This window comes from Chthoniobacterales bacterium (assembly GCA_018883245.1).
In the GTDB taxonomy this organism is placed as follows: Bacteria; Verrucomicrobiota; Verrucomicrobiia; order Chthoniobacterales; family JACTMZ01; genus JACTMZ01.
This window is the reverse complement of the sequence record VEQL01000036.1, coordinates 1-16,241: the sequence shown is the minus strand read 5'-3', so window position 1 is coordinate 16,241 and position 16,241 is coordinate 1. Positions and strand designations below refer to the sequence as shown.

The window sequence follows — 16,241 nt, the reverse complement described above, 5'->3', positions numbered from 1 at the left end:
CTCCGCTCCCTCAGAGGTGCAGTAGAACCACGGGTCGTCGGAATGTTTGCGGCGCTTCATGCTTCGTAGAGTCGGTTCAAAGCCTCGATGTCGATCAGGTCCTTATCCCTACCGGCATCGCGCTTCATATCAAGCAGTGTCTCAACGCTGACAAAGCGCGCATCTGTCACGCCATCGACTTTCTCCACCAAAGCCTGACCGAACTCGGTCTCGAAATCGAAAGGCTCGTAAACAAAGACGTGCGCGCCGGGTTTGTCGTCAGCCCAAAATTGAAGCACGAGCATATGCTTTTCTCTCCGCCAAGATTCGCGGAGCTCTGCGCCGGCAAACTGATCTGCAGTGATGGGTTGGCGGGGACGGTAACCAATGGTCTCGAGCGCCCTGAATGCCGCTCGAACCTTGTCTGCGGTGAGACGGACCACAATATCTATATCCATCGTGGTCCTGAGATATCCATGCGCCAGGACCGCCATCCCCCCGCGAAAAGATAGCGCACATCATGCAGAGCAAGAGCTTCCGCCACCTCGACTAAACATTCCATTCTGACGACCTGCTGCATTTCCTCAGACAACTTCTTTGATGAAGTTCTCAGCCCCTTTGTGACTCCGTGCCCCCGTGAGAAGCTATTTCCTGGATGTTTTTCTCACGGAGACACAAAGACACTGAGGAGGCGCTCAGACCATTTCCCCCCAACCCGCATAATACTTCAGGTTTAGCTAGCGCCTGTCTCCGTCTTCGACTCCGACTCAGGCCTTAGATCTCAGCCTTAGCTGTTTAGCTCACCGCTGCCAGCTTCAGGACACGCCACGCGGCTTCGAGGGAGATGGCCGTGGACATCTTGGAGTCGCCTTCGCGGCGTTCGGTGAAGACGATCGGCACTTCTTTGATCGTGTATCCCTGCTTCCAAGCCGTGTGGTGCAATTCGATCTGGAACGCATAACCCTCGGCTTTCACTCTGTCCCAGTCCAAATCGCGCAAAACATTCGCACGAATCGCCTTGAAGCCGCTGGTCGGGTCGCTCATCGGGAGCGCGGTCAACGCGCGCACATAGAAGCCGCCGAATGTGCTGATAAATAGACGGCTTTGCGGCCAGTTGAGCACCGAGATGCCTCCGAGGTAGCGTGACCCGACCGCGATGTGCGCGCCTTTTTCGAGCGTCTCCAGCAATTTCGGGATGTCCGCCGGATCGTGCGAAAGGTCGGCGTCCATCTCGATGGCAGCCTCATATTTGTTCTTGGTAGCCCACTGGAATCCGCGGCGGTAGGCCGTGCCGAGCCCGGCTTTGCCTTTGCCCTCGAGGAGAAAGACCCTCTTGTTGAATTCCGGCCGCGAACGGACAACATCCGCTGTCCCATCCGGCGACCCGTCATCCACCACCAGCACATCGACCTTCCGCGGCAGATTGAGCACCATATCGAGCGCCTTGTTGATTGATTCGCGCTCGTTATATGTGGGAATGACAACCACGGCTTTGTTGACCGCACTGGCCTGCGGCTTGAGGACTGGCGTATTTTTGTCCGCACCCGCCCACCAATTTTTCCAGCGGCGCGGAACGAATGGCAGCGGCATGATGAGCAGCATGCCCAGCACCCCGGCCCACGAGACTCCCGAGATCCAGACGCACAAGTCATACCAGCGAGGCGGGCTGAACACGAACTCGATCGGACCCTGCGTCCGGGTCAGCGGCACGGCCATCAAGCCGCCGAACGCCTTGTAAACCGGGATTTCGGTTCCATCCGAGTAAGCCCGCCAATCCGGGTGCCACGCTTCCGTGACGACAAGCCACCCCTCTCGTGAGCCGTAGGGATCGAAAACCATCTTTGAAGGATTGTCGCGCGGCACGGCAAAGGGCACCCGCCGGAAGGGCGCACCCGGAGCCTGCGCGTATTTCTGCGCAATCTGCATGCCGCCTTGCGCCGATCCGGCCCCGGCAAGGAACGGGAAGGTCCGCTCGTTCTGCGCAAGTTCGATGGGTGCCGCGTTGATCCGTCCGGCGGCGTCGAGGAATGCCGGGGCCAATGTCTCGGTTCCCGGATCCATGGCCAGATATTCGCGCGCAATGAATGCCGGTGCCAACGAGTCCTTGTTTTCCAACACTCGGATGTATTCCGAGTCGAATCCCGTCGGATACACCTGTGCGAAGGCATTCTGAATCTCTTGCGGCGTGAAAGGATCCTGTTTGTCGAGCAGCACATGGGAAATGCCCGCCACGCGCATGTAAGTCTGCATGGCCGTTGGGGATGAATTTGCCCCGTTGACGAGCGCCCGCACACCGCGCAACTGGAAATGGCTCCAGGCCGCCTCGCTATTCAATCCTCGACCCGACTGCATCGGCGTGCGCAGATAAAAATAGCGCCCGGACATCGGGTAGACGCGACCCTCGATCAGCGATGTCTTCAAATACTGCTGAGCACGGTCGAAATCGCTGAAAGTCTGGGCCGGCAATCCCGGCGCGAAAAACTTTGAATAATACGCCGACGCATCCAGCAGCAAAATGACCCCGAGCAATCCGGCGACCACCAGGCGGTCGCGCTTCTCGATCAACGCATCGAACAATTGCTGCACGGCAAGCGCCCCCGCGACAGCCGACGCGAAAAAGCCAACCTCCCAGAATCCCCAGGGCGCGCGGATGTCGCGATACATGGGCAACTTTTCCAGCACCAGGAAACCCGGAACGAACAGGTAAATGATGATTACCACCGCCGCCCAGAGGCCGCGCCGCGGCCCCGCAGGAAGAATCGCGTAGATCAAAAACGGCGGAATAAAGGTCATCAACCACATCAACGCCGCGATCCAATCCGGTGCTTTCTGCGATCCCTTGAGAAACTCCTGCACGCCAGTGAAGACCGAGAACGGCCCCTGCGAGAGCCAGAGAGCGAGCAGCGTCATCCCCACAAACAACCGCAGCAAAACTCCATTGCGCGTTGCCAGCCACTCCGAGTGCTTGCGCGACCACCAGAAGACAGTGCCCACGGCAAACAGCGTCACCAAACCCAGGTAAAACTGTCCGCGATCCGCGACAAAATCCGGCCGCATATTGGCGAAAAGACCGTTCGCTCGATCAAGCACCGACGTGAAATTCTTGATCGCAAACGCCTGTTGCCAACCGGCGAAATTGTCGAAAGAGAACGCCGACACCCATTGGTATTCCCGGGTGAGCGGCAACAGCAAGACCACGGCCATCAAGCAAACAAGCGCGAGAGAGACGAGCGTTCCCCGGACCAGGGCGACCCGGCGCTCCGGCTGATCGAGGAGCAGCCAGATGAAAAAGATGGCCGCCATCGGTGCAAACATGAAAGTCAGCTTCGCGTAGGACAGCATCATCGCCGACCAGCCGAAGGCCAGCCACGCCGAGGCCCTCCACGAACCCTCCTCGGCGATCTTCAGGAAAGCCCACAAAATCAATGGCGGGAAGATATACGAGTAACTTCCCATCCAATGCTCGAAGTTGCCGATGCGAACCAGCATCTGCGCGCTGAGCACGTAGAGAATGGCGGCAATGACGGCCGTCCACTCGTGGCGCGTCAGTCTGCGTGCAAAAACGAACATGGTGAGCGCCGACATCGGAATGATGAGAAGCGCGGCGATTTTGATCCCCACCGGATCGCCAAAAATAGCGGTGCTCACAATTCCGCAAGCCAGAGGCACCGCGCAGAGGGCGAAGTTGGCCGTGGAATGACCCTGCATGAAGTTGGCGCTCCACCACGGAATCCCCTCCGTCATGCGGAAGTTGTGCGCCACCTCGTTCAAGAATCGCCCACCGCCGCCATAGAGCTCCTCTTGGGAAGGCGTCTGCGCAAGCCATCCAGCGCCGAGGACCACGGAGTAGATGGCCACAAAAATGGCCAGAAAGAGCCTCGGGTTCATACCTTTGCCCGTTTGCTTGTCGGTGTTGTTTCCAGCCATTCTTTTCAATTTGCCGCGAGGCGGCGGGTAAAGTTGTCCAAAGTGACGGAAGACGGCGAAAATCTCCAGCAAGAAGAGCCATCTGGCCCATGCACAGCCAGAGTCGCGAAAGCCGGCATGGGTTCGAACAGGTTGCTGCCGGCCGTCGGGTCGGTTTCGATCAGTTCAGCGGGCAAAGAGAGTTGGTGAGCCAGCCTCAGGGCAGCCTCGTGATAGGAAAAATCCTCGTCGCCCGATATGTGGAAAACACCGGGCCTGAAATCGCAGGCAAACTCGGACAGAGCCCGAACGGTCTCTTCCAAAGACACCGGCGAGAAGCGCAGTTTTTCCGAGACCGCAATCTGCTTTCCTTGGCGAAGTTCGGACTGCCAATGCTCAAAGCGCGAAGCAAGCGACTCCGCCACCTTCGTGAGGCGGACGCAGGCGTAGTCATCACCATGAAGCCGCGATTCGAGTTCAGCCTTCTGCCTTCCATATTCGCAGCACGGTTTGACGGGATCGCTGATGCCAGCGGCAGGAGCGCAACCGTCAAAGACCAAGTTCGTGGAAAGATAAACAACCTTGCTTCCCCTTTCCGCCAAGTGCCGTGCCAAACATGCCGTGCCGGCCACATTTACGCGGCCCGTTGCATCCGGTGACTTCGCGCATTCGACGAGGCTGCCGATGCCCGCACAAATAAAAGCAATCTCGACGCCCGGTGGGACCTGAAATTCCTCGGCTTTGGCCAAGTCGAGCATCAACCCATCGCTTTTCTTTCGGCGGGTGGTCCCGAGCACTTCATGACCTGCATGGCGCAGGCACTCGGCCAAGCTTGCCCCGATTAATCCGTCCGTTCCGACGACGAGAGCCTTCACTGCGGGAGCGGCGGCACGCCGTGGAAGTGCGCAGGACCATCCGCGTATTTTTGCGCCAATCGCTCGGCGACGACTGGCGCGAGACCAACAAAAACATCGGCTCCGCGGGGAACATCGGCGGGCGACATAATCGGGAGACCCAGATGAGTTGAGCCGATCCGGTTTGTGTCCTCGTCCACGAAGAACTGCGTTTTACCGTTGCAGGAACCGGCCAACCACGTGCCCGCGACTGCCGTGCCGAATATACCGAACGCGTTGGACTCGCTTGCAGTGGCCACTGCCTGCTTGCGCACGTTCTCCAACCATGCAAGCCGTGAGGTCAGCAGTGACGCGCTGTCCCCGGGAGAAGCGAAAACGCCTTGCATAGCTACGGCCGAAGCCCGGGCCAGAAGCGTCAGCTCCTTTGGCACCACTTGCGTGACCGGCGCAACCGGCTCCCAGCCCGCCGCACGCGCGACACTGGCGAGAATCTCGGGCGTGAAGTGAGTTGCGTGGTCTGCAATCGCCAACGCGAAGGGATTACTCGACCAATCCGGCACCTGCACGAGGAGCAATGCGTTGTCACTCCCCTTCTCGCGCAGGGTGGCAAGACATTGCACCGGATTCTCGATGTGCTCCAGCACATGGAGCATCGAGACGAGGCTGTAGCTTCCCTCGATTTCTTCGAAGCGGCCAGTTTGCAGGCCCTTAAACCTCGGAATCGCCGCAAGCACCGCAGCGTTCTTGTCGTCAAACTCTGTTCCATGCAGTCCCCAGTCAGGAAAGAGGGACCCGAAAGCTTCGAGAAATGATCCGCGGCCGCACCCCACATCGAGCAACTCTCCTTGCTCAGGCAAAAGCCGGAGAGAACGCAGCCATTCCACCAAAACACGCGAGCGCGAGTCGGGAGCCCCACTGCCGGAAGCCATGACCTTCTGCTCTTTGCCACCTGCCGCGGCGTAGGTGTTGTAAGCCCGGTAAATGCGCTCGACCTGTTTCCGCCACGCGTCATCGACCGGCGCCTGCACCGCCCCGCAGTGTTCGCAGCGAAACATGCGAACCGCCTCCGGCCACGGCTGGCAGTCGGACGTGACTCCGGCCGGCAGTGAGTAAACATCTGCCTCACTGACCAAACCACACACGTGGCAGCGAACATCTATTTTTTGTGCGGAATCGATCACTGGCTCAATTGCCTCCCGCGTTCAAGCACGCCTCTTGCTTTCTTGATTTGGCGCAACAGGGTCTCGTCGTCGGTCGAGTCTTCCGCAAAGACGCGCCGCTGGACGCCATCTCTTGCTGCAGAGTTCATCAAGATCACCGCCCATTTTGCCGCGTAGAAAGGGATCCAAGATCGCACGCGGTCTTCGAGCCCGGGCCAAGCGTCCAGCTGATCGCAAAACTCCCCGAGCAGATCCCAGTCCACCGGTTTCTCCGGCTGCAAAAAAACATCGGCTACGGTTTTGGCGGGATCGTCCCATCCCGCATATTCGAAGTCGAAAAAGACCACCCGTCCATCCGCCTGGCGCAGCGCATTGTGCAATCCGAAATCCCCCGGCGAGAAAATGCGGCTTCCGCCCCATTCCCTGAACTCGGCATTCTTGTCACTTCGTAGCTTCTCTTGTGCCTGCTGCGCAGCTGGTCGGAGCTGTGTAGCCATGAACTCGGCCAACACACCGGAAACCTTGGCGCTTTCCTCCAGGACAGCGATCCGTCGCTCCAACAAAGCGGTATGATCTGCGACCGAAAAGCATGCTTCACTCGCATGCATCCGTTCCAACTCAGCGGGAATCTTCTCTTTGTTGATACGATTCAGAAACGCAGCCGCGGCGAGCACGTCACCTCCGCCCGCTGGCAAAGGCACAGGCTCACCCTCGATCCACTCGAGCAGCGAAACACCGAGCCGATCATTAGCCGAAAGCCAATGGGGGGCAGATGCACCGCGCGCATTCGCAACGCCGTAGAAAGTTTTTTCATGCGAATACCTGTCGCGCGCGTCGCCGCCGCCGCGGTAGTAAATCTTCAGCGCCGCCTCGCTGCCATCTCCGGACACTTTGAAGATTCGGTTGTTTCTTCCGCCAAAGATTCTGTGAGGATCACTCCAACCAAGGTCCCGCAGCCAGCAACAGATTTCTCCGGATAAACCTTCAGCGAACTTCATTTTTCGAGGATCAGGGCCGCAATCCCCCGCCAATTTCGCGCCGACTCGAATCCCGAAGATTCCACGTCTGCGTCGGGAGCGAAGTGCACTTTTCTGACATCGACCGGCAAATCCGGACGGGCCAGAAATTCCGGCAAGTCATCGACGAAGACTTCACAGCACAGAGAAGAAATTCGGGCCGCCTTGTCTTCCACTTTTTCCTCGAGGAAAACCGACGCGTGACCGCTTATCCCGGTCGCATCAAGCCACTTCAGCGCGGAGCCATGCAGGTCGTGTGCTTCACCGAGGTAGGGATACTTTGTCCGATGGCTGACGACACTCAATTCGTGCCCGCACGCTTTCGCTTGACCGATAAACTCAAGCACGCCTGCAAAAGGTGAGGCATCCTTCATGCGTGGCCCGTAAGCAACCCCTTGCATGATTGTCCATTCATGTTCCCTGCCGTGCTGGCGCAGGAAATTCCGAATCCCAAGTTTTCCGCGCGTGAGGATCTCCTCCGACAAACCCTCTTCGCGCCCCAACGCGTAGAAAACCCGATCGTAGCAAACAATCGTATTATCGAGATCGAGGCCTATGCGCATTGGCTCAGCACTGGCCGTAGAGCGCTTTGGAAACCCGCCGGATGGCCACGTTTTGCAGCGAATGGGCCACCGACGCGAGGTTGCGCATGGTCAGAGCCTTCGATTCACCGGTGGCACGTTCGTTTCCGTAAACCGCAACCTCAAGATATGTGAGATTTTTAGAAAGCAGACGCGTCAACAAGTCAGCCTGGAAACCGAAGCCGTGCGAATTCGAATGCCAGCGACGCACGTAATCCGTCCGCGTGACCAGCAGACCGTTGTAGTAGTGCATATGGTATCCGCTGATGCCATTAACCAGCGCTGTATATGTTTTGGAAAGAAGACGGCGGAACGTGCTTCGCCCACGGATCTCCACCGTGTAGGGAACGATCACCTCGGCTTTGCCAATCGAGGTAAAAATAGCCTCAAGCGTCTCCGCGGGCTCTACATTGTCCCCACAGATCATGCGATACCACTCGCCCTTCGCCCGGAAAGCCCCCTCGGCATAATTTGTCGCCACGCCCTCGTTGTGACCATTGAGAAGCAAGCGGATCGGCAGATTCGAGTTGTCCGCCATGAACTTTCGAATTCGCGGCACGCTTTCGTCTTTTGAAGCGTCATCGACAATGATGATGTCGAACGACGGGACCGTCTTCTGCAGCGCACCAACGAGCGTTTCGAGCGTTCCGATGATGTTGTCCTGCTCGTTGTAACAGGCAACAAACAAGCTTAGGAATACCGGGGCCTGCAGTTTTGTTGCAGCCGGCGTTGCTTCTTCTTTTGGACCGAAGGGCATCATGATTTGATCTCAAACTCGCTCTCCCGTCCGAGGACGAACTTCTTCAGTCCAAAGACGATTTTAGCCACGGGAACAAGCCTCGGGTTGACCAGTTTCCAGCGGTCGCCCTCGCGGACAACGTCCCCGCCTACGAGCAGACGCTGGAGCCGGGCCTCTTTAATCAATTCGTCATCGTAGACCGCCCGCAGTTCCTCGTGCGTGATGAACCCGCCGCGATCGTCGCATTCTTTAAAAATGCGGATACGGATCGAGGCGTGTCCGAGATTGATGAAATTGTAGAAGCAGTAAGCCAACATCACGTAAATGGCGGGATTGGCGACAAGCGCCAGCACCCAGCGGTCGAAGTTGCGCGGAAAGACCACCAGAAGCACCACCTGCAAGGCAAGCACCACAAGCATTCCCGCAAAAAACCCCGCAACGACGGAGCCGAAGAACTGCTCTCCTCGCTTCATGCGAATAGCAACCGCCTGCACCAGAACCATCACCGCCAGAGCGACGATCGGGCTGGCGAGAAAAAACCACTCGATCATTTGAAGAAAGGGCTGAAACCTGACACTTGAAGGCTGAGTGTTACTGGTGCGGCCATCGGCCGGTGATTTGTCACTCAAGCTTCCAACTCAAGTCTCAGCCCTGCTAGGCACTTTTGCACTCTGCGTTTTGCATTTTGCGTTTTAAGGACCTCTCACAAAGGCACGGAGAACACAAAGTATACCTCATCCCCGTGAGCTTTGCTTCTTTGTGAGGTGCAAGCCTGGAAAGAATTTTCGCGTAAAAATTGGCGCCCCAAAAGATCCGGCATTTTGCACTTTGCATTCTGCGTTCTGCATTTTGCTCCTGAAACTCACGCCCGCGCGGACAACGATGCCACATGGCCGTAGTGGAGGATTCTGCGATCCGCTGTCACAAAATACATATCATGCACTCTCGCAGTCGCCACCAGCAATCGGTCCGCCCGGTCGGGGTGAAACGGTTCCGGCAGGGCGTAAGCCTCGATCGCCGAGGAATTGTTGAGGTCTATCGTCTGCAGCTTCAGGGCTGACATCGAACCCGCCACCCACTCTTGGAGCGGACAAACCAATTCGATCTCTCCACGGGCAACCAGTCTGGCGATCTCCATCGCGGAGACCGGCGAAACGAAACGCTCTGCGGACGTTGCGGCAATAGCTTTCCGGCACTTTGTCCCGATTTTTGTGGAGCCTTCGAATGCCCAGATCCAGACGTGGGTATCGAGCAAATACCTCATCCATTCATTTCCCATTCCGAGGCAAAATCACCACGCACCAAGGCTGCATCGGACGGGCGATGCTTCATCAAGCCGCGGCCGCTACCAAAACGAACACCCGCACCGCCGTCTTTCGAGCGAACCGGAAAAACCTCCGCCAGAGGCTTGCCCCGCAAGGTCACCAACACCGGTTCACCGGTCTGCCTGACATGTTTCAACGTGGCGATCGCCTTTGCTTTGAACTCCGACACCAGCATCGTTTGCATGGTTTACCGATACATGGTCATGTTGACTTGGTCAAGTTGCTTCGAAGAACAGGATCTCTCACCAAGGCACAGAGAACACAAAGGAGAATGCAGGCATTCTGCATTTTGCGTTTTACGTTCTGAATTTCCCCTATTCATCCCCCGGATTTGATCGGCCCGAAGACAACACGCCGGTAGCCGAGAATGAGCCGGAAGAAGACGTATCGACCGGGCGAGAGCCGGTAGCCGCCCGACTCCTCGATGAAGATATTGTCGGTAACGAGTGCTTTGACGCGCGCGCCGACAAACGGCCGCTGACGGAAGAATTCCTCCACTTCGTCGTGCGAACTTCCCTCACTCCCCTTCCGATGCAGATGCCGCGTCAGGCTAAGCGTGGGACTATCACCCTCCATCGCGGAATAAGTAATCACGTAGCACAGCGCCGCCGCCCAGTAGAGAAGACAAAAATAGAGCACCCCGACTAACTTAGAGCTGTCGTAAGCAAGATCTGAAGTCATCACACCAAGGATCAAAAACAAACAAGCAACAAGAAACGTAAGAAGGAAGACGGCCAGCAAAACTCTGATTTGCGCGGCTGGCAACCGCCATCGCCAAAGAGCCAAATGCAGGGCAAAGCCCGCAAACCAAGCAATACCGGCTAAGAGCAAAGGCGCCACGTTAATTCTTGCCAGCCGAGTCCGGCCTTAAACACACCTGTAAAACAGCACCTTTGCCAGCGGCAGCCTCAATGAGCATGAGTGCCAAAGAGAGAATGCCAGCAGGAATAGCGAGCAAGCCGTAAACGGACAGAGCAACAATATTAGCGGCCGTCATGGGATACTTTTTGCGCCCCTTGAGGACTTTGTATCCCATGTTGAAATCAAACGGCAGGAGATTAAAAAAACTTTGCCACCAACCAAAGACTCCATACTCGAAGGATCTCGTTGTGTGCCAAGTGGCAGTGAATCCGTTCCGCCCGCAAACCTCAGCCAGAGTATTTCTTTCGTAGTGAAACAAGTGACGGGCTGGATCCAGATGGAACCAGCGACCGCGGAATATCCGCGCCTGCAGGCTTCCGAAGTTCGGCACGGAAATAAACACCGAGCCGTCCGGCGACATGAGCCGCCGCAACTTTTGCAGCAGATCGTCCGGTGCATCAACGTGTTCAAACACCTGCCAGAGGGTGATCAAATCGAATGAGGCCTCGTGCTCCCCACCAGTCGCATTTGGATCGAGTTGACGCACGCCGATCTTGGCGAGCGCACTGCGCCCAGCAACAGAAGGTTCGTATCCAAAACGCTCAACACCACTGGGCAAGCAACGAAGAAAGGTTCCGTCCCCGCATCCCACATCCAGAACTTTCGAAGGCATGCCAACGGTCAAGCAAAGGCTTTGCCTCTCTTTTTGGAAGAGGCCGATAGCCGCCCGGTTGGAAAGACGCTCGCTCGTCGCTTCTCCGTAATAGCCGTCGAAATAAAGATCTTCGTCTTTTACCTCCGCAGAATGGCTACCCGTGTAAGCGATGCCGCAACAGAGACAGCGCTGGATAGGTAGAAGCGGCGAGCGCGGAAAGTCAGCATTGATGCCCGAAAAAAGATTCCGGGAACTGTTCTGTGCTCCGCAGCGGGGACAGTTGAAACCAATCAAACGATTTTCCGTCCTTTCAAGAAAGACTTGCGAAGGTTGACATGATAATTGGGGCGCTGAAGCCCGTTTTTGTATATGCGCGCTATGTAAAGCGCTAATCCCACCGCAACAAATCCAAGGAATCCGAATCCGGAAAAAACAAGCAACGCCAGTGCACCACGGCTCGCATCGAGCACAGCGAACCATGCAAGCACACACAAAAAGAGAAACCAGAAGGGAAAGATATACGCCGGGAGCCGCAACCAGAGCGTTCCGGAAGAAAGAAAGCCAGCAAACCCGAATACCCACATGCCAAACAGGTTGTAATGCGTCTTCCCAACGGCACGCTTGCTCCGCTTGTAGGGAACATTCTTGATATCGAATCCGACGCGTCCAATAGAAGCCCTAATGAAGGGAAAAGATGTGGCATCGCGATTCACGGCCTCCCGAACGCTTTTCCGCATTACGCAAAACTCTGCCATGTCCAAAAGAAAGCGCTCGTCGGCGGCCGCCCTAGTTAGCCGATAATACAACTTCCTGATCAGCTTAAGCGGCAGAATCTCTTCCCGGTCCGTGCGCTCCCCGTAAACGATGTCGTAACCGCTTTCAATCAAGCCAAGAAACTCTGCGAAAAGCTCCGGCGGATCCTCGCAGTCGACATCGACGATGCCCGTGATATCCCCTACCGAATTGCGCAAACCGCATTCAACCGACACCTGATATCCGAAGTTGCGCGACATCTCGATGAATTCGATCCAATCAAAGCTGCCGGCCAACTCGTGAAGGATATCGAGCGAACCATCCTGCGAGCAATTGTCGACAAAAAGAAGCCGGCAGATGTAGCGGCCGCGTAACCCCTCGAATACCTTGGCAATTCTTTCGACAAAGACCGGTATGGCCTGCCTTTCGTTGAAGACCGGGCAGATGACTTCGAAGGTTTCCATTAAAATTGCGATCCAGATGGTGTCTCGGAGGCTTGCTACGGGGTGGTTGCGGGTGCTTTCACGAGATACACAAAATAATTTTCTCCGGTTACACTGCGGGTGGCCCCTAAAAGTTTACCCACATCTGACGGCATCCCAATTTCATAGCCCGTAACGAGAACAAGGTCACGCCCATGCTTCTGCGCTTGAGCGCTGACCACTCGGGCGAGTTCCTCTGGGGAAAGAATCGTTGCCCGACGTCGCCGGTCAACCTTCGTGAAGGAACCCATTTCCCCGCGGCTGGCGATGTAAACCTCACGCCCAAGATACCCCGACAACGAAATCATGAGATAATCTGGATCTCCGATGACGGGAGCATCCGGGGGTGCGTTTTTGCGGATCATTTCGGCAGCGTCCCTACTGCCTGAGAAAGGAATAACCTGCTCCTGGAGCATAAATATCGCGGCTACCACCACGTGGACAGTGAGAAGAATAGTCATCAGAACGGAGGCATGGCCTCTTAACCAAGCGGCGGGTCCCGTAGCAGGCATATCGCTGCGTCCTTCGCTCGGAGTGCTTCGCAAGGTCCAGTATGCAAAAACCAAAAGCAGAAAATACGGACCATGGTAGCGCAGCGCGGTCCACGGGAGGTGGCAAAGCACCGATCCGAGTCCGAGCATTCCGATTACAAAGAGAAACAATGCTTTTTTGTTTGGCCACAGGATGACCGCGATCGCCCCGATCAGCACAAATGTGAAAAAAATCTGCACCCAGGGCCAAGGATCCAAAATCTGAGAGTTCCATGTGCCGAAAATCGGAACAGGCAACCATCCACGCAGAGGAAAGGGCAAACTCTCGAGCAAGCGGACGAGATGCGAGTCCTGCCGCAGCGGCTGTCCCAAGACGATCTCGGCCATCTCGGGCGGAGGGATCATGGTTTTTAGCGCGGCGAAGAAGCTGCACACAACGAGCACGCCTCCTCCGACCGCAGACACATTCCCTAGGACTTCGGGGGTCAACCTCCCCTTTTGCCAAGCATCAAAGACAAATGTAGCGCCGAGCGCACAAGCCAACGCGAGCCCGAATGGATTTGTCTGCAAAAGCATGGCAACAGCGATACTGAATGCCAAAGGCCTCCAGCGAGCAGAGTTGAGTAGAGCGCAGCAGATGATCGATAGCGCCCCTATAAGAGAGTAGTCGCGAAGGATGGTCCCGTATTCGTAGAGAGGATAGTAGCCGAAGGCGAAAAGGACCTTTTGCCACCTCGAGAGCGGCGAGTAGCGACACAAAACGAAGACACCAACTGAGGACACCAACACGATGAACACTTTGAAAAGAAGGAGACTTCCGTCTGCGTGTTCCAGTAACCAACAGAGGCTGAAAAACGCGTGGCGCCCGATGTATTTGATGTGGTCGAAAAATTCACCGTATCCCGAAGTGAAGCGGGCAACGGTCAGGGGCATCCATTCGTCCCGCCACATCACGTGCCGCAACGCAAAAAACAAATTTACGCAAAAGAATGAGGATGCCGCGACCAGCGCGAAGCGAAAGTTCTTCGGCTGCGACAAACGATCCGCAACTGTGTTTTTTGTGGTCATGCTAGGCAGAGATGCTGCACTGATAATCGGTCAGCCCTTCGGAGAGTTTGAATCGGGGACGCCACCCTAACTCCCGCAATTTGCGGGTTGAAGCAACAAAGCAATCTGCTGTTCGCTCGCGCTCGGTTCGAATTGTCTCGACGGCGAGGTCAGTTCGGCCGCAAAGCCGCGCGACCTCGGACTCAAGGCGGTCCAAAGAAACGCCCTCTCCTGTGCCGATATTGCAGCAACCGTCCGCGTGGCTGAGCGCACATGCCAAGAGACCGGAGGCAACGTCATGCACATGAATGTAGTCGCGAACAGCGCTTGGAGACCGAAGGCGCTCTCGCCCGCCCGCTTGGAAAGCCCGGAAGAGTGAAGAGACAAGCCTGTCAGGATGCTCACTGGGTCCATATGGAAAGAAAATACGAGCCCATGTGAGAGTTGTAGAAGATTTGGAAGCAGCCTTGCGCAAATCGCAATGCAGGCCGTGTTTGGCTTTTGCGTATATTGAGAGGGGGGCAATTGCCGATTTGTCTTCCTCGAGGGCGGAAACTGACGGCGCATACTCTGCGCAGGTCCCACAGCCGACAAAATGCCGGAGGCCTGCATCAGCGAGCCCTTGAAATAAACTTATCGATTGATCCTTGAGCACCACATTTTCGGGCGAATCCAGGTAAACGCCAGGTGTGGCGATCCATGCGCAATGGATGGCTACCTCCGGCTGAAATTCTGATATCGCCTGCCAAGGAATCGAGTCGAGCCGGTGAGGTCTTTGAAGCACATAGAGATCGTGCCCGGCTTCCTTCGCCTGCCGACATACTTCGGAACCGATGAAGCCGTTTCCTCCAGTTATAAATAGCCTCATTTTACGGCACCAAGCCCGGGCAACGCCGAGTCTTTGGGCGAAATGCAACTCACGGAAAGAGGCCAAATAATCCCCAATTCAGCGTCATCGTAGCGGACACCGCGCGCAAGCGTTGGCTCGTAATTCGCCGACATGAGGTAAAGCAACCGACAGTTGTCTGACAGGCACTGAAAACCGTGGGCAAATCCGGCAGGCACATACAGAGACATCCCGTTGGCTTCGGAGAGTTCGAAGGAACGCCACTTTCCAAACAGGGGCGAACTACGGCGGACATCAACAACAACGTCAAAGACTGATCCAGTGAGGCAACTGATTAGCTTAGCCTCGTCAGACGGATGTTCTTGAAAGTGCAGACCACGTAAAGCGCCACGTTGCAACGTGTGACTCACGTTGATTTGAGGCCAATCGCTATTCAATCCGGCTTCCGAGAACATCTCCCGGCAGAAGATTCGGGAGAAAGATCCACGATCGTCTTTAGCCGGACTCAAAAAGACTTGGTGAACACCTCCAAATCCAACATCGACGATCTTCATGGCAGATAGTGCGGCTCAGGCAGCGGAACAAGGAACCTTCCGCCCCCCTGGATGTAGCTTGTTTGCTGCTTGGCTATTTCTTCTGCGAAGTTCCAAGTGAGCAGCAAAGTAACATCCGGCTTGTGTTTCTTCAGAGCTTCCTGATCGAGGATGGGCAAATGGGTTCCGGGGGTAAACCTGCGTTGTTTGTGAGGGCTGCGATCTACAACGAAGTCGAGGGACTCTCGGCCAATTCCGAAGAAATTAAGCAAAGTGCTTCCTTTCGCGGACGCACCGTAGGCCGCGACCTTTGAACCGGCGGATTTGAGCCGCGAGATCTCGTCGTTCAGTTGCTGCCGGAGGTGCAGCACATTGTCGCGGAACCTGGAACCGTATTCAGGACCTCCAACACCGGCGGACGCCTCTTCGGTCAGAATTTCGGAAACACTTGGGTCCGGCTTCGCCGCGTTTTTGTGGGCGATGTGCACGCGAAGCGATCCGCCATGGATCGCCAGCTTTTCGATCTGCACCATTTCAAGCTCATGTCGGGCAAACAGCGGCACCAGAGATGTGGCGTGAAAGTAAAAGACATGTTCGTGATAAATAGTGTCGAACTCGAGGTTTTTCACCATTTCGTGGGCCCAAGGAAACTCCAGAACAATTCGGCCCTTGGGAGCAAGAAGTATGGCCAGCCCTTCTACGAAGTCATTCGTAGAAGGGACATGAGCAAAAACGTTGTTGCCGAGAATGAGATCAGCCCGCCCCCGCTCGCTCACGATGCTTCGCGCGAACTCGGCAGAGAAAAACTCAGAAAGAGTCGGAACACCTTTCGCAACCGCGACCGTCGCTATATTCGTGGCGGGCTCCACTCCTAGGCACGGAACTCCTAGACGGACGAAGTTCTGGAGGAGATACCCATCGTTGCTCGCGATTTCCACGACAAAACTGTTCGCGCCTAGCGAATACTTTTGGTGGTGCGCCTCTGCTGCCGCTTGGGCATGCGCTACAAGCG

16 protein-coding genes and 1 pseudogene are annotated in these 16,241 nt (G+C 56.2%); all 17 read right to left on the bottom strand.

Annotated features, from left to right (window positions below; genetic code table 11):
- Window positions 1–56: 56 nt before the first annotated feature.
- Window positions 57–541 (bottom strand): annotated as a pseudogene (locus FGM15_11135) (hypothetical protein).
- 233 nt (window positions 542–774) lie between these two features.
- The gene (locus FGM15_11130) at window positions 775–1,569 is read right to left on the bottom strand and encodes a polyprenol monophosphomannose synthase (GenBank protein ID MBU3666411.1); all 795 of its coding nucleotides are present in this window, start codon (window positions 1,567–1,569) and stop codon (window positions 775–777) included.
- 2,342 nt (window positions 1,570–3,911) lie between these two features.
- On the bottom strand, window positions 3,912–4,820 hold the full coding sequence (locus FGM15_11125; protein ID MBU3666410.1) for a sugar nucleotide-binding protein: 909 nt from the start codon (window positions 4,818–4,820) through the stop codon (window positions 3,912–3,914).
- Window positions 4,757–5,794 carry a class I SAM-dependent methyltransferase gene (locus FGM15_11120; protein MBU3666409.1) on the bottom strand — a complete coding sequence of 346 codons (1,038 nt, stop codon included), beginning with the start codon at window positions 5,792–5,794 and terminating at the stop codon, window positions 4,757–4,759. The genes FGM15_11125 and FGM15_11120 overlap by 64 nt, the downstream gene beginning before the upstream one ends.
- 122 nt (window positions 5,795–5,916) lie before the next feature.
- On the bottom strand, window positions 5,917–6,930 hold the full coding sequence (locus FGM15_11115) for a hypothetical protein (protein ID MBU3666408.1): 1,014 nt from the start codon (window positions 6,928–6,930) through the stop codon (window positions 5,917–5,919).
- On the bottom strand, window positions 6,894–7,478 hold the full coding sequence (locus FGM15_11110) for a hypothetical protein (GenBank protein MBU3666407.1): 585 nt from the start codon (window positions 7,476–7,478) through the stop codon (window positions 6,894–6,896). Before FGM15_11110 ends, FGM15_11115 begins: the two co-directional genes overlap by 37 nt.
- A 4-nt stretch (window positions 7,479–7,482) precedes the next feature.
- Entirely contained in the window at window positions 7,483–8,256 is a 774-nt protein-coding gene (locus FGM15_11105; protein ID MBU3666406.1) for a glycosyltransferase family 2 protein, read from the bottom strand.
- On the bottom strand, window positions 8,253–8,786 hold the full coding sequence (locus FGM15_11100) for a hypothetical protein (protein MBU3666405.1): 534 nt from the start codon (window positions 8,784–8,786) through the stop codon (window positions 8,253–8,255). The genes FGM15_11105 and FGM15_11100 overlap by 4 nt, the downstream gene beginning before the upstream one ends.
- Window positions 8,787–9,097: 311 nt before the next feature.
- On the bottom strand, window positions 9,098–9,514 hold the full coding sequence (locus tag FGM15_11095) for a type II toxin-antitoxin system VapC family toxin (GenBank protein MBU3666404.1): 417 nt from the start codon (window positions 9,512–9,514) through the stop codon (window positions 9,098–9,100).
- Window positions 9,496–9,744: a type II toxin-antitoxin system Phd/YefM family antitoxin gene (locus tag FGM15_11090; GenBank protein MBU3666403.1), complete on the bottom strand. Its 249-nt coding sequence runs from the start codon at window positions 9,742–9,744 to the stop codon at window positions 9,496–9,498. Before FGM15_11090 ends, FGM15_11095 begins: the two co-directional genes overlap by 19 nt.
- A gap of 134 nt (window positions 9,745–9,878) precedes the next feature.
- Window positions 9,879–10,241 (bottom strand): hypothetical protein, encoded by a 363-nt coding sequence (locus FGM15_11085; protein ID MBU3666402.1) that lies wholly within the window; start codon window positions 10,239–10,241, stop codon window positions 9,879–9,881.
- Window positions 10,242–10,401: 160 nt separating this feature from the next.
- Window positions 10,402–11,370, bottom strand: a complete 969-nt coding sequence (locus tag FGM15_11080; protein MBU3666401.1) for a class I SAM-dependent methyltransferase — start codon at window positions 11,368–11,370, stop codon at window positions 10,402–10,404.
- On the bottom strand, window positions 11,367–12,293 hold the full coding sequence (locus FGM15_11075; protein MBU3666400.1) for a glycosyltransferase family 2 protein: 927 nt from the start codon (window positions 12,291–12,293) through the stop codon (window positions 11,367–11,369). The genes FGM15_11080 and FGM15_11075 overlap by 4 nt, the downstream gene beginning before the upstream one ends.
- Before the next feature lie 35 nt (window positions 12,294–12,328).
- Window positions 12,329–13,189, bottom strand: coding sequence for a hypothetical protein (locus tag FGM15_11070; protein ID MBU3666399.1), 861 nt, complete (start codon window positions 13,187–13,189; stop codon window positions 12,329–12,331).
- 682 nt (window positions 13,190–13,871) lie between these two features.
- Window positions 13,872–14,783: an NAD(P)-dependent oxidoreductase gene (locus tag FGM15_11065; GenBank protein ID MBU3666398.1), complete on the bottom strand. Its 912-nt coding sequence runs from the start codon at window positions 14,781–14,783 to the stop codon at window positions 13,872–13,874.
- Window positions 14,714–15,250 (bottom strand): dTDP-4-dehydrorhamnose 3,5-epimerase, encoded by a 537-nt coding sequence (gene rfbC, locus FGM15_11060; GenBank protein ID MBU3666397.1) that lies wholly within the window; start codon window positions 15,248–15,250, stop codon window positions 14,714–14,716. Before rfbC ends, FGM15_11065 begins: the two co-directional genes overlap by 70 nt.
- A partial coding sequence (locus FGM15_11055; protein ID MBU3666396.1) for a methyltransferase domain-containing protein occupies window positions 15,247–16,241 on the bottom strand: 995 nt, incomplete at its 5' end. The genes rfbC and FGM15_11055, both read right to left, overlap by 4 nt.